The following is a 17,967-nucleotide window of genomic DNA, read 5'->3' on the forward strand; positions in this document are numbered from 1 at the left end:
GGCAGTCGCAACCGCTAGGCCGCCAGCAACCATCAACATTTTTGCGAAGCTCTTGGAATTTGACATCAGGGGATTCCTCTCAGTTTTCTCTAGGGGGGGGATATTGCAGTCAGTAAGGTATTGAGCGCCCCGGTGGATTGGGGGTCAGGGGTAAGACCGGGGCGCCCAATTTCGTAAGCTCTCGATTAGGCTCCGAAACGCTTTCCATCTGGAACGGATATCCAGGCAAGATTCGCTTTGGCGATGAAACCGGGAATGTCGGCGAGCCATGTCTTTTGAACATTGCGGTTGAAGTTGAGATAGAGTTTGCCATCCACAACCTTGTAAAGTTGCGGATCACCCGGGGCGAGCGATCCTCGGCTCATCGCCCAAGCACAATGACCACCATATTGCGGTGCATATGCCGCTGGGTTCTCTTTGAATGCGTCGGCGTTTGCTTGCGACGAAAAACGCCACTCGGTTTCTTTATACCGCACCGTATAGCGCGTATCGCCTTTTACAGGTTCGCCAGAGCCCTGGAAATAGCTGACGGTGTCATAACCTCCTACAGCGATATTGGGCTGGCCGACTTCTACGAAAATGCCGCCGTCGGCATTGGCTGGTGCGATCATCGCTACAGGCGCGATAAACGCAGCGGCAGCGATCAAAAAAGTGCGGACTTTCATCGGGGTCGTCTCCTCAAATACAATGTGTGCAGCGGCCACTCGATCAACTTTCAGGCGGGATCTCAGGGGGATAAAACCAGCAAGGGAAACTGGCTAAACTGTCCTGAAAGCCGCCGAGTGGCCGCGCACATCATGGTATTCGCAGGGACCATCAAAAAGGTGACAGATGAGGCGAAAAAAAATGAAATCAGGTTTAATCAAAGCCTCATCGCGCATTGACTGCTGCCGTGCAGAAAAACTAAACGCAGCACATCGGTGCAAACCTGACGGGACAGATAATGACCAGTTTTCGAGCCATCGCGGCAGCGACTATCCTGCTGGCATTAAGTGCATGTGGCAGCGACCCCGATTCAGCAGACGAAGCACGCAACGCGGCTGATGATTTTGCCGCGCGGATCAACGGTGTCGGTGATGGTGCGAATAACAATCCGCCGACAACAGGCAACGCCCCGCGATCTGTTGCAACGCCAACCATTGCGGAACCATTGCAACCCCAAGCACAGGCGGCCTTCACACCTGGAACCGCAAACGATCCCGCCTCTGAAACCTGCGGGGCCAACAAAATGGGGCCGTTTATAGGGATGGTAGCGGATGTTCGTACGCGGGTTGATATCGAAGATGTTGCCGGACCTGGCAGGGAAATCAGGTTTCTGCGTCCTGGCGGCGCTTTTGTGCAACCTGATGCGTCGAATCCGCGCCTTAACGTGATGCTCGACAGTCAGGACATAATCCGCGACGCACGCTGCGGATAACGCTGATCACGAGATAAGAAAAACCCCTGCCAGACACACTGCTGACAGGGGTTTCTTGCGACCACAAAAAGGGCCTTCCCATTTTGGGTTTGTTTAGTCTTGGAAGTGTTCGTCAGCCGAATGGGTCGGATAGTTCGCGTCACCTTTTACGATAAAACCGGGAATGTCTGCTTCCCAGCGGTCCTGAACGCTTTCGTTGAAATTGAGATAAAGCGTTCCGTCGACAATCTCATAAACCTCGGGATCGCCCGGCGCGAGCGCATCGTTGGCGCCGATAGCCCACGCACAGTACCCTCCGTAAGCAGGCGCATATTTGGCAGCATCGTCAACGAAAGCCGCCGCATTTTCCTCATTTGCGAAGCGATAGTCATATCCATTGTAACGCACAGTGAATTCTTCCGAACCCACAACAGGAACGCCATCCCCTGTGAAGTAACTGACGACATCATATCCCGATACAGCCAGCGTCTCGCCTTTGGATGCAGTGTGGATGGGGCCGGTTGGTTCACCGCCAAGATCTGCAAAATAAGCGGTCTCGGCTGTTGCCTCAACGGCCGCACTATCGCCTGTATCGGCGGTTTCTTCCGAAGGGCTGCTGCATGCTGCAGCTGACGCGAGCAAAACGCTCACAACGGCAGTTTTGAAAATCGAGTTGGTCATAATCATTCCTCCAAAAGGGCTGTCACTGTGCAGGTAGCCTATTGACTGCTGACATCGGGAGTTCGCGAGATTTCGGCCGAACGTTACAATGGCAAAACTTTTGTGCCAAAATACTTGAGCCGCGCCGCTAAATCGGCAACAACGTCAATGATGACACGGAATAGCAGCCTATACCTACGACTTATGCGCCCTTGGGCGTGACAGGCTGCGTGCGAGTGAATGCGGCCTAACTCCCAAGGGACAGGCCACCTTATTCCCCAGACACCAGTCGTAAAGTTTCCGTTTCCATGACCATGCTCGAAAATCCTTCCATTAAGTACAAATCGTTTGGCCAGATCAATCTGCCTGACCGGCAATGGCCAACCCGCATGATTGAAAATGCGCCGCGTTGGCTCTCAACCGATCTGCGCGATGGCAACCAATCGATCATCGATCCGATGGATGCTGTGAAGAAACGGCGGTTCTTCGATCAGTTGATCGAGATTGGCGTAAAAGAAATCGAAGTCGGATTTCCCAGCGCCGGAGCAACCGAATTCGATTTTATTTCAGGACTCGTGAAATCGGGCGCTATTCCGGATGACGTGACAGTTCAGGTCCTCACGCAATCACGCGAAGATCTGATCAGGACGTCTTTTGAAAGTCTGGAAGGTGCCCGTTCGGCAATCGTGCATCTTTACAACGCAGTTAGTCCGGCGTGGCGGGACATCGTTTTCCGCATGTCAAAAGACGAAGTGCGCGAGATTGCGGTGGCAGGCGCCAAAATCATGCGCGAAGAGGCTGCAAAAAGACCGGAAACCGATTGGCACTTCCAATATTCTCCGGAAACATTTTCCACCGCCGAGCTGGATTTCTCGATCGAGGTGTGTGCCGCAGTGATGGAAGTGCTGGCCCCTACCCCGGACAGACCGATCATTCTCAATCTGCCCGCAACGGTTGAGGCGGCAACGCCCAATATCTACGCCGACCAGATCGAATATTTCTGCCGCCATCTGCCAAACCGTGAAAGTGCGGTGATATCGCTTCATACTCATAATGATCGCGGCACAGGCGTTGCTGCGGCGGAACTTGGCCTGATGGCCGGTGCCGACCGCGTTGAAGGATGTTTGTTCGGCAATGGCGAGCGAACCGGTAATTGCTGTCTCGTAACCATGGCGCTGAATCTCTACACGCAGGGCATCAATCCCAATCTGGACTTTTCGGATATCGACCGCGTGATCGAGACTGTCGAATATTGCAACGATCTGCCCGTGCATCAGCGGCACCCCTATGGCGGTGAGCTTGTCTACACCGCTTTTTCAGGCTCGCATCAGGATGCGATCAAGAAGGGGTTTGAAGCCAATTCCGCACAGAATGACCAGCAATGGCGCGTTCCGTATCTACCCATAGACCCGGCGGATCTTGGCCGTGATTACGAAGCCGTCATTCGCGTTAACTCGCAATCTGGAAAAGGCGGCTTTGCATGGGTTCTTGAACAGGACCAGGGCCTTAAACTTCCCAAGAAAATGCAGGCTGATTTTTCCAAGCATGTCCAGCACATGGCCGATCGCCTGGGCCGCGAGCTGAATGCATCGGATATATGGGAGGCATTTCAAGAGGCCTATCACGTACAGACACCCGACAAGCATTTTCAGCTTGTCACATATGAAGAAAGCCGCGCCGCAGATGGAACCCGCCTGTTTGCGGGTACGATTGCAGTCGCTGGCAGTGAACAAAGTGTATCCGGGCGCGGCAACGGATTGATCTCCAGCGTCGTCTCAACACTGGAGGAAAATTTCAACCTCGATCTCAAAGTTCTCGATTACACCGAGCACGCATTGGGATCGGGCCGCGATGCGCGCGCGGCCGCATATTTGATGTGCCAATCGGGAGATCGGATCATCTGGGGCTGCGGAATTGATGAAGACATCGCCACAGCCAGCGTTCGCGCCGTTCTAAGTGCGGCAAACAGCGCGGCTTAATCGCGCGGCGGTTTTCTTTTTACAAAAGGCTTTCCGCCGCCGGGCTTGCCGTTATTCTTTGGCAAACCGCCCTTGCCGCCCGGTTTGCCTTTCGGCTTTCCAGCGAATTTGTCTTTCGGCTTGAAGTCGCTGCTGGATTTGTTCTCGCCATCCCATGGCTTGCCCTTTCCAGCGGGCTTGCCACTCGCTTTGCCGCCGGGTTTACCGCCGGGTTTACCGCCGCCGCCTTTGCGGAACGGTTTGGCCTTTGTATGGCCGCCGCGCGCGCCATCGCGGTCAAAGTCGCGTCCGCTTCCGCCATCGCGGCGGTTGCGCCGACCAGCGTCGCGAGGTGCCTCGTCCGACTGCTCGATATGCACCGGCTTTTCATCCTGATCCGTTTCGGCAGTACGCTGCAGCGCATCATTGAATTTGTCCGCATGCGCGCTCGGGATCTGAAAGAATGTCTCGGTCTGGGCGATGCGGATCGCGCCGATTTCATTGCGCGTCACATGGCCACGCCGACAGATCAATGGCAGGATCCAGCGAACGTCGGCATTTTGCCGGCGTCCAATGTCCATCTTGAACCAGACCGTATCTTCAAAACCGGGCCGATGCTTTTCCTTTTGCGCTTCACGCCGGGCTTCGGGCGTATTGGCGACCAATTCTTCAGGCTCTGGCATCTTGGCGCGGTGCGTTTGCACCAACATTGCTGCGATTTCTTCGGCGCTACGCTCTGAAAGAATTTTCTGTGCAATTACGCGGTCCGCTTCATCAATCTCAACCGGCTTAAGCAATTCAGCGAGCAGTCGCTCGTGGTCTTTCGCTTTAATCGCATCCCGATCGGGCGCCTCGGTCCATTCCGCGTTGATCTTCGCGTTGCGCAACATGCTTTCGACACGGCGGCGACGCGAAAATGGCACGATCAGAACAGCCGTGCCCTTTTTGCCGGCACGGCCAGTGCGGCCGGAACGGTGTTGAAGCGTCTCGGCATCGCGGGGGATTTCCACGTGCACAACCAGGCTGACGCTGGGCAGATCGATCCCGCGCGCTGCCACATCGGTGGCCACGCAAACCCGGGCTCGTTTGTCACGCAGCGCCTGAAGCGCCTGATTGCGTTCTTGCTGTGAATGTTCGCCAGACAGCGCAACAACGCCAAAACCGCGCTCCTGCAAAGTCGCGTGAAGATGCCGCACCTTGTCGCGCGTCCCGCAAAACAAAATTGCGGTTTCCGCTTCGTGATAGCGCAGCAGATTAACGGCGGCGTTTTCCACCTCTGGGGGCGAAACGGTTACAGCCTGATAGGCGATATCTCCGTGCCCACGCTCTTTGCTGATCGTGGCAATCCGAAGTGAATTGAGCTGATACCGACGGGCCAGCGCCTCAATCGGGCGCGGCATCGTCGCAGAGAACAACAGGGTACGCCGCGATTCCGGTGTGGCGTCAAGGATGGCCTCAAGCTCTTCGCGAAAGCCCATATCGAGCATCTCGTCCGCTTCATCCAAAACAACCGCTGCGAGCTCGGACAGATCAAGTGCGCCGCGTTCCAGATGGTCGCGCAACCGGCCCGGCGTTCCAACGACAATCGTTGCGCCGCTGCGCAAAGCCTTGCGTTCTTGTGAGGGGTTCATGCCGCCCACACAGGTGGCAACTCGTGCGCCTGCTTTGCTGTAGAGCCACGCCAGTTCGCGGCTAACCTGCAGCGCGAGCTCTCTGGTTGGTGCAATTACCAGGGCTTTCGGCGCAATCCCAAAGGGCACTTTCCCGTTTTCATCAAGCATTTCGTCGGCAATCGCCAGACCAAAAGCGACCGTCTTTCCTGATCCGGTCTGGGCCGAAACGACAAGATCGCGTCCACGCGCTTCTGGTTCAAGAACGGCCGATTGCACATCGGTGGCCGAGGTGTATTCACGCTCGATAAGGGCTTGCGAAAGGGTGTCGGGTAATGCGGGAAAAGACATAGCTAAAACTCAAGTGACGCACACGCGGCAAAGGCGGTGTACGGGAGGGAATGACCGACAGAATGATGGTAAGCTGGCGGGCGAGACTTATAAGGCTCGCGAAGGATTGCGCCGTCTATAGAGCAGCGGGAAGCGTTTGGCTTGTGAAAAATGCTGCAGCGCGAAAAGACCCTGCGCTTTCCCTTTAATCGATGCTGTGTCAGACGATCATTTCAAAGCAAAAAAGGCGAGCCAAATTGCCTATTCGACGGGAGAGAATTGCATGACCGAAACGATCATTGAACCTGATCTGCCAATTATCGATCCGCATCACCATCTGTGGGATTTGCGCCCTATGATGCCCATGTTCCCAGAGCCGCGGCACCGCTTTATCGAAACGCTGGTTGATGTGGCCTATTATGGTTTTGACCATCTGCATGCTGACGTAACCAGCGGTCATAATGTCATTGGCACTGTCTTTATGGAATGCGGTGCATTCTACAATCCTGCTTATGGAGACGCGCTGAAACCTGTCGGCGAGGTTGAATATGTAAACGGCGTCGCTGCGCAATCATCGAGCGGCCTCTATGGCCCGCTGCGCGCCTGTGCGGGTATTGTTGGCCATGCCGATCTGACACAAGGAAGCGCCGCTGGCGGAGTGCTTGACGCATTGCTCGCGGCCTCGCCAAACCGTTTCAAAGGCATCCGTCATCAAGGCGCCTGGGATGCCGATCCTGAGGTGCTCGGCCCGCCTTTCCATGCTCCGCCCAAACTGTATCGCGATGCCAAATTCCGCGAAGGATTTGCCGAATTGGGCAAACGCGGGATGAGTTTCGATGCATGGGTTCTGGAGCCGCAATTAAGCGACGTGATCGACCTTGCCCGGGCTTTTCCTGATACGCGGATCTGCCTTGACCATTGCGGCACTCCGCTGGGAATGGCGAGCTACACCGGGAAACTGCATGAGCGTTTCGACACATGGCGGCACGGTATAAAGGAACTGTCAGCCTGCGAGAATGTGATGGTAAAGCTTGGCGGTCTTGCGATGCAAAATTGCGCCATGCCCGAAGAAGGCCCCGCTGCTGGATGCGGCTCTGAACACCTCGCCGGATTATGGCGCCCCTACATCGAAACCTGTATCGACGCATTTGGCACGCGCCGCGCGATGTTTGAAAGCAATTATCCCGTCGATCGTTGGGGGGCCACCTACCCTGTGCTGTGGAACACATTCAAACGGCTTACCATCAATGCAAGCGCTGAAGAAAAAGCCGCGCTTTTTGCTGGGAACGCAGCACGCTTCTACCGCGTTGAGGAGGTTCTTGCCTGATTGCAATTTGCAACCTAACGCGCAAGCAAGTTAAATTCAGGAGAGACCAATGCCGCTTCCCGCCCCGTTTGATCGTCTTAGACTGCCGCTGATCGGCTCGCCGTTGTTTATCGTATCCGGCCCCGAGCTTGTGATTGCGCAGTGCAAAGCCGGGATCATTGGCAGCTTCCCTGCGCTGAATGCGCGTCCGCAAACTTTGCTGGATGAATGGCTGCATCAGATCACAGAAGAATTGGCGAAACATAATCGCGAGAATCCTGATCGGCCCGCAGCGCCATTTGCCGTGAATCAGATCGTCCACAGGTCCAATGACCGCGTTATGGCAGACATGGCCACATGCGAAAAATGGCAGGTCCCTCTGATCATCACATCGCTTGGCGCGCGCACTGAAATCTTCGATGCGGTCCGCAACTGGGGCGGGATCTCGATGCATGATGTGATCAACAACAGGTTCGCAAACAAAGCGATCGAAAAAGGCGCCGACGGCCTTATTCCTGTTGCTGCGGGCGCAGGCGGACATGCGGGCACGCAGTCACCCTTCGCCCTAATGCAGGAAATTCGCGAATGGTTCGATGGCCTCGTCGCGCTTTCTGGATCGATCGCAAATGGCGCGTCAGTCCTCGCTGCGCAGGCAATGGGTGCAGACTTTGGCTATGCCGGAAGCGCATTCATCGCAACCGAAGAAGCAAATGCCGATCAGGCGTATAAAGACGGGATCGTAGAAGGTTCTGCCGAGGGCATCGTTTATTCGAACCTGTTCACCGGCGTCCACGGAAACTATCTGCGGTCCTCGATCGAAAATGCGGGGTTGGATCCTGAAAATCTGCCAGAAAGTGACCCTTCAAAAATGAACTTTGGTTCTGGCGGCAACACCAAAGCGAAAGCCTGGAAAGATATCTGGGGCTCTGGACAAGGTGTCGGCGCGATCAAATCTGTTGGCTCTGTCGAAGATCTGGTAGCGCGCATGGAAAGCGAATATCATGCTGCAAAATCGCGGCTTCTCGCCAATTCCAATTACACAGCTTGGCGCGATTAACGCCGACTAATCTGCTTGCGTCGCATCCCATAGGCTTTCCGCCATCGCATCGAGTTCGCTAAAATCGAACCCGGTGCCGAGGGGATCTTTGCGATTGAGCAAGAACCGTCGCCGTTCCTGAAGCAGCCGCGTGCGCAAAGCGCGTTGGAGTAATTTTAAACGCATCACGGCCTGCATTTGGGGCGCTCGGCATCACGCCCTGCGGCAATGCTCCAACGCGCCTCAATCGCGCCAACACGTTGAAGGACCAATTCATTGTAGCGACGATGCGGGCCCCGGTGCAGTGGCATTCCAGTACGGATCGTCGCCGCCTCCGTCGAGGGAAGCAGCAATCCATTCACCCGGAAATCATCAAACCCGACTGCAACACGGCCGATCGAAGCGAACATGTTGCCCAAACATCCATGAGACAGCAATTGTCGCGGCAAAAGATGATGCCTTTGCATGCCCGGATCGTAGCTTGCTGATCTCCGGCAATTCACGGAGCGAAAGGGAATATGTGCGCGCTCATTGCTTTTCAAACGCAGGCTCAATCCTCCCATCGTCTAAGGCCCCGGCTGCATCGGTTATTCTCGCGCAACGCGGACAAATTTTCCATTGCGTGAAGGCCCCATGATCAACCGGCTTCCGTCTGGCGCTGTCAAACGTTCACTCTTGTCGAGCCCGCCGATTAGCACGAGTTGATTTACCAGCCTGACGCCAAGGCGCGTCGCCTCGACCTTGTTATTCGAGAGCGGCGGTTCAATCCGCAGCTCCTGCCCGATCCAAAATTCCAGACCCACCGTCTGCAACGCGCCGTCAACGGTCGAGCGAAACGAAGTTAAGCCAAGTGCGGGAAAAGCCCCGCCATCAAGCCATGCTGATCCGACCGATTCAAAATAACGACGTCCGATAACGCTTTTGGCAGGCGCCCATGCAACCGCCACAAGTTCGCTAAAATGATGGATGAAATCGCAAGCCAATCCGATCATCGCTCTCATAACCGGAATTGAATTGGCACCGCCCGCCAGATGCTTTCCGGGCAAAAGATGCAAGCCTTCCAGCCGGAGTGAGTTTGGCGACTGGTCAAAATCATAGCGGTATTCAATTGCCGGCAAGATCGGCATTGGACCGGGCGCGAGGCCAAGCAGATCAAATGTCAGCGCATCGCGCAGCAGTTCGACCCAGACTGATTGATCCTTGTCCGCAGGTGTCGCCCGATCCTGACCGATCTTTTCTCCCTCCGCCGCGATCAATTGCAACGAACGATCGGCAAATGGGTCAAAAGTCAGCGAGGTCGTGCGCTGCGCTTCGGCGAATTCGCGGATAGACGCTGGATTGGGCCGTTTGCCGGATGCAAACAGCAAATACAGGCCTGCGGGCGAATCGTCGGGACTTTGCGTAATTTTCTAAGCCCCCTCTTAGTCTTGCAAGCGCGTGTGGGCATTTCTCAAATGCCGGCATTTCTGACGTGAATTTCCGTCAGCGTCGAGTCCCCAATACGTTGATTCCCCAACCGAATGGTAAGCGATGTCAAAATAGCCCAAGCCGAACCCCCTCACCGAAACCGTCGCCCAATTCGGAGCACTCTTTCAAGATATGGGATTCAACCACTTTCGTTGCCCAAATTTCTTCGGGGCTTTGAGCTTCAAAGTTGACAATCTTGCGCTCTATCACCCGTTTCAACCGCCACCCTGTCACAATTCGATCAAGCTGTCGCTCAGCCCCCTCTCCATCGGAACCGGCAGCAATTATCGTAGCATAGGGTCTGCCTTCAATCTGACCCAGCAAATCGTAATAGATGCGGTCGAACATCTCTTTCATCTCCCCGCTCAGCGAACCGAGATTCTCGGGGCACACAAAAACATAGCCTGAGGCTGCCAACATTTGCTGCGCAGTTACATCTTGCGCACGCACAAGCCTGGCATTGTCTGAATGCGCCGCCGCTTTGGCCATGGCTTCACTTGCGCCGGTACGGCTGTGCCAGATAATCAGGAAGTGAGACGCGTTTTCCATCCCGCAACCGAAGTCCAATTGACTGTCGATTGTCAATGCCACGCTCTGTTATGCGGATCAGCGATAGAGTAGTGAACACATATGGTATCTCATTCGCTTTCACACGTTCTCGGGGTTTCCCAATCCCTGTCTGGCCGCGCATGGCTCTGGCGAGGGGGTAATATGGATCTGGGAGAGGCTCAAAGCCTAGAACACGACATTCTTTCCCAATTGCTGAGAACGCGGGGTGTGGGTGAGGATGATCTGGCCCGTCATACAGCTCCGACGATGCGAGACTTTCTCCCAGACCCATCTGAATTTCGGGATATGGATAAGGCCGCTGAACGGATCGCCAAAGCCGTAATAGAGGGCGAGCAAGTTACGATCTATGGCGACTACGACGTTGATGGCGCAACCAGCGCGGCGTTGCTTGTCGAGCTGCTGCGCGACCTTGGGTTGGAAGCAGACTATTACATCCCTGACCGGCTGCTTGAAGGGTACGGACCAAGCGGAGAAGCGTTGGTCAAACTATCGGAGAATGGTTCAAATCTGATTGTTACCGTCGATTGCGGAGCAATGGCCTATGAAGCTCTTGGCATGGCGCGCGATGCCGGGGTGGATGTGATTGTAGTGGACCATCACAAATGCTCGGCAGAGCTTCCGCCAACCGTTGCTCTGGTCAATCCGAACAGACTTGATGAAAATGACCTCGCAGCCAGCCATGGGCATTTGGCAGCCGTTGGTGTCGCGTTCCTGCTTGCGATTGCATTGGTGCGGCATTTGCGAACCAAGGGACATTTCAAGGATCGCAAAGAACCCAACCTGATGGCGCTGCTGGATCTTGTCGCCCTTGGCACCGTCGCTGACGTGGCGGCTTTGCATGGGCTGAACCGTGCCTTTGTATCGCAGGGTCTAAAGATACTCACCAGAAGAGACCGTATTGGCATGGCAGCTTTGATGGATGCAAGCCGCCTGAAACGCGCGCCGCAGGCCAGCGATCTTGGCTTTGCCCTTGGCCCGCGCATCAATGCCGGAGGCCGAATTGGCGAATCAACACTAGGCGTGCGGCTGCTCACCACCAAAGACCCCGAAGAAGCGCGTGAAATTGCGGAGCACCTCTCTGCCCTGAACGAAGACCGACGCGCTATTGAAGCCGAAGTGCAGGAGGCAGCAGAAGCGCAGCTGGCCAGCCAGCATAATATGGCAGTGCACGTAATATCAGGTGAAGGCTGGCATCCCGGCGTGATCGGGATCGTCGCGGGGCGCATTAAAGAGAAAACTGGCAAACCTTCGATCGTCATCGCTAATGATGCCGATGGGACGGGGAAAGGCTCTGGTCGCTCGATCAGCGGTGTCGATCTGGGCGCTGCGATTATAGCGGCGCGTGAACAGGGCCTGTTGGTCGCAGGCGGCGGTCATGCGATGGCTGCCGGAATGACCATTGCGACCGAAAACCTCTCTGCCTTCACCGAATTTCTAGACAATCGGCTCGCACGAGATGTTGACCGTGCGCGGGCAGAACAGTCGATGAAACTTGACCTGTCGCTTGCGCCCGGCGGTTTGACACCGGACCTGGTGAACACGCTCGATGCGGCGGGGCCTTACGGTGTAGGATGGCCCGCCCCGCGCGTTGCGGTTGGACCGGTGCGCATCATCAAGGCCGATATTGTCGGGAAAGACCATTTGCGGATTATCGCCGCAGGAGAGGACGGTCGATCGTTCAAAGGTATCGCCTTCCGTGCAGCGGAGACCGAAATGGCGCAAACTCTTCTCCACCGCAGCAAAGGTCGCCGCTTTAATTTGGCGGGACGCGTAAAGATCGATGATTGGGGGCCCCGCCCCGCTGCTGAACTTCATCTCGAAGATGCCGCCTTCGCTGATTGAAGAGCGGCACACATAATTTTTCGCGAAACAAACCAATACGGGCTTGACCGTTTCTTCACACCCCCCTAGATGCGCGCTCTCGCAACGAGCGTGGCCCCTTCGTCTAGCGGTTAGGACGCGGCCCTTTCACGGCTGAAACACGGGTTCGATTCCCGTAGGGGTCACCACCTCCCTCTTGGACCGATCTATGATCGACCTACAGAGGAACCCTTCGAAAAATTGATCCCAAAATCCTTTTAACCTTTAGCGGTTGAGGATAAAGCGCCGTGCCATGGGTAACATCGAAACGATTCCTGTTGCAGGCATGATGCTCGCCGTTGCGACTGTTGTTGCCATGATCATTCTGGGCCTAGACCCAGTCTTATCGCTCTCTGTGCTGGTGGTGTGGTGCGGATCGCTGTTCCTTGCGTCGGGCCGGCCACCTGAAAAGACAAAGATTGTCGAAAAACAATCCTTCAGCCCGGACTATATCAGCAAGATTATTGAAAATTCAGCGACCCCTGTGATGGTAACCAACAAGAACACCATCACAATCGCCAATGCTTCTGCACGGCGCATGCTTGGCCAGTATATGATCGGGCAAGACGCACGCATGGCGATCCGCCATCCCGAAGCGATCTCGCTGCTTAGCAATAATCGCAATGGCCGCGCGATTGTGCGGGGCTTGGTCCGGCGTCAGGACATATGGGAAATCAATCGTCAGACAATCGATGATACCATCGCAGTCATCGAATTGATCAATCAAACCGCCGAAGCCGATATAAGCCGAGCGCACACCGATTTCGTCGCCAATGCAAGCCACGAATTGCGCACGCCTCTCGCCGTGATTCTTGGCTATGTGGAGACACTGCGCGAAGGCAAAGACACCATCGACACGCCCACGGCGCAGAAATTTCTTGGCACTATAGAGCGCGAGGGCAAACGACTTCAGAGCCTGATCAGCGATCTCATGAGCTTATCCCGGGTCGAAGCGGAAAAACATGATCTGCCTAGCGATATCATTGATCTGGCATCATTGGTTGACCGGGCAGCATCGGATGCAGCAGGGCCGCATCGGATCGAACGTCTTGAACTCGCATTAAATTGTTCGCCAAAAGTACGCGGTGATCGCCAGCAATTGGAGCAACTGGTTCGCAATCTGGTCGACAACTCGCTCAAATACGGCACGCAAGGCACTCCTGTAAAAGTCAGTCTAGATATGACTCGCGAGAATTTTGCGCGGATTTCAGTGATCGATATCGGCGAAGGGATCGCGCCTGAACAAATCCCGCTACTTACGCGCCGCTTTTACCGGACCGATCCCGGTCGCAGTCGTGCATCTGGGGGCACCGGACTGGGCCTTGCGATTGTTAAACATATTGTGGAACGTCACCGCGGTCGTCTCGACATCGAAAGCGAACTTGGCAAAGGGACACAAATTGTCGTTCGGATGCCTGTCGCATTAGAGCCGATTGAAATTTCGGAAGCGGAGCGAACGGATGCAGCAGAGGGTTCATTCGAGTGATTGTCATCGCATTGTCTTATTTCCTCAACATGGCGGACTCGCAGAGACTTTTCTGAACTCGCTCCATCGGATTCGGGCAGCACTCTCAGGGGAAACAGGTTTTAAGTAATGTCGCCGATCACACTCATTCTGATTGCCATCGGGCTGGGTCTCGCAGGTTGGCTGGCAGGCCGCGCAAAGGCGTGGAGCTTTCAAAAAGCGGCACCGGAAACGCGCCCTGTCGCACGGCCGGTATATCATGCGTGGTATGTTGCCCTTTGGATCGTGGTGCCAGTTTTGGCGTTTATCGCGATCTGGTCGTTTGTTGCGCCGCAACTCGTTTCGCAAAGCGTCCTGAGTTCACCGGCAGCAGAAGCCTTGCCGGAATTCGGATTTGAGCGTGATTCATGGCTGTCCGAGGCCCGCGCTGTTGCGAGCGGAGATGCCGTTGGCGTGTTTAACGATGCCGCCGAGCCGCTGGTTGAACCGTTTAGACAGGCAATTGACCGATACAGCCTGATCGGTGTCGTTTTGACGATCATGATCGGATTTGCCGGAGGCGCCTTTGCGTTCTTGCGCATTCGCCCGGACTTTCGCGCTCGTACTAAGGTTGAACGGACGGTTATGACCGTCTTGTTACTCGCATCGCTAGTGGCAATTTTGACCACGTTCGGAATCTTTGCGAGCCTTGTGTTCGAAACCGTCCGGTTCTTTGGCATGGTTTCGCCGATCGACTTTTTCACCGGGACATTCTGGGGTCCCGACCCGATGAGCAGCGCGGATAATACCGATGGCTCCCGCTATGGCGCGATCCCGCTGTTCTGGGGCACCCTGTTTATCGGCGCGATTATCGCGATGATTGTGGCCATTCCGCTTGGTCTATTGAGCGCAATTTATCTGACCCAATACGCAGATCCTCGCTTACGCGCTTGGGTGAAACCCGCGCTGGAAATTCTCGCAGGCGTGCCCACCGTTGTGTACGGATATTTCGCAGCTCTTACTGTCGCGCCGGCGATCCGGGATGCAGCGGTGGCGATAGGCATATCAGGCGCTTCGACGGAAAGCGCGCTTGCCGCAGGCGTGGTCATGGGTGTGATGATCATCCCGTTCGTATCGTCCATGGCCGATGACTCAATCGCGGCTGTGCCATCGGCGATGCGCGATGGCAGCTATGCGATGGGTGCAACCAAATCAGAAACAATCAAGAGAGTGCTGTTCCCGGCCGCCCTACCCGGCATTGTTGCGGGAATTATGCTCGCAATCAGCCGGGCCATCGGTGAAACAATGATCGTGGTGATGGCCGCATCCACCGCCGCCAATCTAAGCGCCAATCCGCTCGACCGGATGACAACGGTCACGGTGCAAATCGTAAAGCTGCTTACCGGTGAACAAAGCACCGATCACCCGACTTATCTCAGCGCCTTTGCGCTTGGTTTCACCTTGTTCCTGGTCACCCTTGTGCTGAACATCATCGCTCTGCGCGTCGTAAAACGGTTCCGTGAAGCTTATGACTGATCCAACAACCCCATCGGCCACCGCCGCCGCCGAAGCGAACGCATCGGACCGCGCAAGTTCGGTTGGCCCAACCCGTACGCCGGAATTCGAAAAGCGCCTTGCAAAGCGGTATCGTAAGGAGCGTAATTTCAAACGCATGGGACAAGGCGCGATTGCGTTCTCAGTCGGCGTTCTGATCTTCCTGCTCGCAAATATGTTCATAAACGGGATCGGCGGTTTCCAGCGCGCTGAACTCGAAGTTCCGATTGATTTCTCTCAAAGCGGTATCGCCGCCGACGAAGCGACACTGAGCACGCCAACCGCGCTGCAAACACTCGAAGCTCAGGGATTGGCGGATGTTGTCCAATTCTATGCCGAGGAAGAGCTTGGAGAAGAGGGCGCCGCAGAATTGAGCCGCGAAGCATGGCGCGACGTTGCTCTTGCTCTGACCAAAGATCCTTCACTCTTGTCGCAAAGCGGCACATTTTATCTTCCCGCATCTTCAGATCTCGCAGCTGGCCTCGCAGGCGAAGGGTCGCCCGAGATGCAAGCTTTGGCGTCCGATCTCGCAGCAAAAGGCAAACTTGCAGAAAATTGGGACGAAGGCTTTCTGGCGCGCTCGGATGCGACAAGCCCTCAAGCCGCAGGTATCTGGGGGGCGCTAAAGGGTTCGATCCTGACGATGATCGTCACTTTCGTTCTGGCATTCCCAATTGGCGTGCTCGCGGCGCTTTATCTTGAGGAATACGCCCCGAAAAACCGTTGGACCGACTTGATCGAAGTATCGATCAACAATCTGGCTGCCGTTCCTTCGATCATTTTTGGCTTGCTCGGACTTGCCGTTTTCCTGTGGCTTTTCCCGAACCTTCGATCCGCGCCGCTGATTGGCGGTATGACCCTCGCACTGATGACGATGCCTGTTATCGTTATCTCAGGGCGCAACGCGATCAAAGCGGTTCCGCCGTCGATACGTGACGGGGCTCTTGCTGTGGGTGCCTCGCCGGTTCAGGTGGTTTTTCACCACGTTCTACCGCTTGCGATGCCGGGGATGCTGACAGGGACCATTATTGGTATGGCCCGCGCGCTTGGCGAAACGGCTCCGCTCCTTCTGATTGGTATGCGCGCATTTGTGGCAACGCCGCCCGATGGCTTTACCTCTGCTTCTACTGTATTACCGATGCAGATCTTTCTATGGTCCGATGAGATCGACCGCGGTTTCGTAGAGAGAACAAGTGCTGCAATCATCGTACTCTTGCTGTTCCTCATGTTGATGAACGGCGTCGCAATTTACCTCCGCAACAAATTCGAGAAGACCTGGTGACTGTCATTCACGAAAACCTCCAAGACACTGCCAGCAAAATGAAGGCTCGCGATGTCACGGTCTATTATGGCGACAAGAAAGCCATTGATGAGGTGTCGATCGACATTTCACCTGACTATGTGACGGCATTCATCGGCCCATCGGGCTGCGGCAAGTCAACTTTCCTTCGATGCTTCAATCGTATGAATGATACGATCCCGATCGCGAAGGTCGAAGGGCTGATCGAGCTTGAGGGAGAAGACATCCACTCCAACGCAATGGACGTTGTCCAGCTGCGCGCCCGCGTCGGGATGGTTTTTCAGAAACCCAACCCGTTCCCGAAATCGATTTATGACAACATCGCTTATGGCCCGAAAATTCACGGCTTGGCCGAGAAAAAGCCTGATCTTGACGCGATCGTCGAAAAATCGCTCGTTCGCGCAGGCCTCTGGGATGAAGTGAAAGACAGATTGGATGATTCCGGCACAGCATTGTCGGGCGGTCAGCAACAGCGCCTGTGCATAGCGCGCGCTATCGCTGTCGATCCCGAAGTCATCCTGATGGACGAGCCCGCGTCTGCACTTGACCCGATCGCAACTGCAAAGATCGAGGAATTGATTGACGAACTCTCTGGCCGCTATGCCATCGTCATTGTCACGCACTCGATGCAACAGGCAGCGCGTGTTTCACAGCGGACTGCGTTCTTCCATCTTGGGAAAATGGTAGAATATGGGCGCACGTCCGATATTTTTACCAACCCGATTGAGCAGCGCACTCAAGATTACATCACAGGGCGATACGGATAATGGCCGAACATACCGTCAAAGCGTTCGATGAAGATATCACCCGTCTCCGCGGTCTGATTGCTGAGATGGGCGGTCTTGCTGAGGTCGCCATTCAGGAAGCACTCGACGCGATGATGCGCGGCGATGAAGAGCTTGGCGATCGCGTGGTGGCCAATGACAAGAAAATCGATGCGCTCGAATCAGAAGTGGATCGGCTCGCCGTGCGCATTATCGCTTTACGTGCGCCGATGGCCGATGATCTTCGCGAAGTTATCGCCGCGCTCAAGATCGCCGGCGTGGTTGAGCGGATCGGAGATTATTCCAAGAACATCGCCAAACGCGTCAATAGGATCGAAGGCCGCGACCGGTTTGAACCGCTTACATTGCTCGGTGCAATGGGCGACCTGGCCAGCGAAATGGTACACGACGTTTTGACTGCATATGCAGCCCGCGATCCAGAGCTGGCCCGTGAAGTGATCGCCACCGATGATAAGGTTGATGCGTTTTATAACAGCATTTTTCGCAACCTTGTCAGCCATATGGTCGAAAATCCTGCCACTATCTCAAGCGCAGCCCAGTTGTTGTTCGTCGCACGTAACCTGGAACGGATCGGTGACCACGCAACCAACGTGGCGGAAATGGTCCATTATGCTGCAACCGGCCTATATCCACCAGAAGAAGAGACTGCATAATTCGCGCTGTTTCGAACTGTGCAACTAATGGAGACGAG

17 protein-coding genes and 1 tRNA gene are annotated in these 17,967 nt (G+C 55.3%); 11 read left to right on the forward strand and 7 right to left on the reverse strand.

Annotated features, from left to right (window positions below; all coding sequences use genetic code 11):
• Positions 1-185: 185 nt before the first annotated feature.
• Positions 186-665 (reverse strand): YHS domain-containing (seleno)protein, encoded by a 480-nt coding sequence (locus FGU71_RS13215; protein WP_142789248.1) that lies wholly within the window; start codon positions 663-665, stop codon positions 186-188.
• A gap of 278 nt (positions 666-943) precedes the next feature.
• On the opposite strand from FGU71_RS13215, the gene FGU71_RS13220 reads away from it, so the two are divergent.
• The gene (locus tag FGU71_RS13220) at positions 944-1,417 is read left to right on the forward strand and encodes a hypothetical protein (RefSeq protein WP_142789249.1); all 474 of its coding nucleotides are present in this window, start codon (positions 944-946) and stop codon (positions 1,415-1,417) included.
• A 93-nt stretch (positions 1,418-1,510) separates the two neighbouring features.
• Here FGU71_RS13220 and FGU71_RS13225 read toward each other — a convergent pair whose 3' ends face one another.
• Complete coding sequence (locus FGU71_RS13225; protein WP_142789250.1) at positions 1,511-2,077, reverse strand: YHS domain-containing (seleno)protein; 567 nt, start codon at positions 2,075-2,077, stop codon at positions 1,511-1,513.
• A 287-nt stretch (positions 2,078-2,364) separates the two neighbouring features.
• Here FGU71_RS13225 and leuA point away from each other — a divergent pair, with 287 nt between their 5' ends.
• Entirely contained in the window at positions 2,365-4,035 is a 1,671-nt protein-coding gene (leuA, locus tag FGU71_RS13230) for a 2-isopropylmalate synthase (protein WP_142789251.1), read from the forward strand.
• Here the strand turns inward: leuA and FGU71_RS13235 are convergent.
• A complete protein-coding gene (locus tag FGU71_RS13235; protein ID WP_142789252.1) occupies positions 4,032-5,975 on the reverse strand; it encodes a DEAD/DEAH box helicase in 1,944 nt (647 codons plus the stop codon). The two genes, leuA and FGU71_RS13235, sit on opposite strands and share 4 nt — an antisense overlap.
• A 262-nt stretch (positions 5,976-6,237) precedes the next feature.
• On the opposite strand from FGU71_RS13235, the gene FGU71_RS13240 reads away from it, so the two are divergent.
• Complete coding sequence (locus FGU71_RS13240; RefSeq protein WP_142789253.1) at positions 6,238-7,281, forward strand: amidohydrolase family protein; 1,044 nt, start codon at positions 6,238-6,240, stop codon at positions 7,279-7,281.
• 49 nt (positions 7,282-7,330) lie between these two features.
• Positions 7,331-8,317, forward strand: a complete 987-nt coding sequence (locus FGU71_RS13245) for an NAD(P)H-dependent flavin oxidoreductase (RefSeq protein ID WP_142789254.1) — start codon at positions 7,331-7,333, stop codon at positions 8,315-8,317.
• A gap of 6 nt (positions 8,318-8,323) precedes the next feature.
• On the opposite strand, the gene FGU71_RS14245 is transcribed toward FGU71_RS13245, so the two are convergent.
• The 4 genes from FGU71_RS14245 to FGU71_RS13260 form a co-directional block, all read right to left on the reverse strand.
• Positions 8,324-8,482, reverse strand: coding sequence for a hypothetical protein (locus FGU71_RS14245; protein ID WP_234035789.1), 159 nt, complete (start codon positions 8,480-8,482; stop codon positions 8,324-8,326).
• On the reverse strand, positions 8,482-8,859 hold the full coding sequence (locus FGU71_RS14250; RefSeq protein WP_325053190.1) for an AHH domain-containing protein: 378 nt from the start codon (positions 8,857-8,859) through the stop codon (positions 8,482-8,484). The genes FGU71_RS14245 and FGU71_RS14250 overlap by 1 nt, the downstream gene beginning before the upstream one ends.
• Positions 8,860-8,883: 24 nt before the next feature.
• Positions 8,884-9,663 (reverse strand): hypothetical protein, encoded by a 780-nt coding sequence (locus FGU71_RS13255; RefSeq protein WP_142789255.1) that lies wholly within the window; start codon positions 9,661-9,663, stop codon positions 8,884-8,886.
• A gap of 166 nt (positions 9,664-9,829) precedes the next feature.
• Positions 9,830-10,312 (reverse strand): flavodoxin family protein, encoded by a 483-nt coding sequence (locus FGU71_RS13260; protein ID WP_142789256.1) that lies wholly within the window; start codon positions 10,310-10,312, stop codon positions 9,830-9,832.
• A gap of 81 nt (positions 10,313-10,393) precedes the next feature.
• On the opposite strand from FGU71_RS13260, the gene recJ reads away from it, so the two are divergent.
• The 7 genes from recJ (at position 10,394) to phoU (ending at position 17,929) form a co-directional block, all read left to right on the forward strand.
• The gene (gene recJ, locus FGU71_RS13265; protein ID WP_142789257.1) at positions 10,394-12,175 is read left to right on the forward strand and encodes a single-stranded-DNA-specific exonuclease RecJ; all 1,782 of its coding nucleotides are present in this window, start codon (positions 10,394-10,396) and stop codon (positions 12,173-12,175) included.
• Between the two features lie 92 nt (positions 12,176-12,267).
• Positions 12,268-12,342 (forward strand) — tRNA-Glu (locus tag FGU71_RS13270).
• A gap of 104 nt (positions 12,343-12,446) precedes the next feature.
• A complete protein-coding gene (locus FGU71_RS13275) occupies positions 12,447-13,679 on the forward strand; it encodes an ATP-binding protein (RefSeq protein ID WP_142789258.1) in 1,233 nt (410 codons plus the stop codon).
• A gap of 108 nt (positions 13,680-13,787) precedes the next feature.
• A complete protein-coding gene (gene pstC, locus FGU71_RS13280; RefSeq protein ID WP_142789259.1) occupies positions 13,788-15,173 on the forward strand; it encodes a phosphate ABC transporter permease subunit PstC in 1,386 nt (461 codons plus the stop codon).
• Entirely contained in the window at positions 15,166-16,473 is a 1,308-nt protein-coding gene (gene pstA, locus FGU71_RS13285) for a phosphate ABC transporter permease PstA (protein WP_142789260.1), read from the forward strand. Before pstC ends, pstA begins: the two co-directional genes overlap by 8 nt.
• Positions 16,474-16,511: 38 nt before the next feature.
• Positions 16,512-17,258, forward strand: coding sequence for a phosphate ABC transporter ATP-binding protein PstB (gene pstB / locus FGU71_RS13290; RefSeq protein WP_234035791.1), 747 nt, complete (start codon positions 16,512-16,514; stop codon positions 17,256-17,258).
• Positions 17,258-17,929 carry a phosphate signaling complex protein PhoU gene (gene phoU / locus FGU71_RS13295; protein WP_185960317.1) on the forward strand — a complete coding sequence of 224 codons (672 nt, stop codon included), beginning with the start codon at positions 17,258-17,260 and terminating at the stop codon, positions 17,927-17,929. Before pstB ends, phoU begins: the two co-directional genes overlap by 1 nt.
• Positions 17,930-17,967 lie beyond the last annotated feature (38 nt).

The sequence above is a fragment of the Erythrobacter insulae genome (assembly GCF_007004095.1).
GTDB classification, from domain to species: Bacteria; Pseudomonadota; Alphaproteobacteria; order Sphingomonadales; family Sphingomonadaceae; genus Erythrobacter; species Erythrobacter insulae.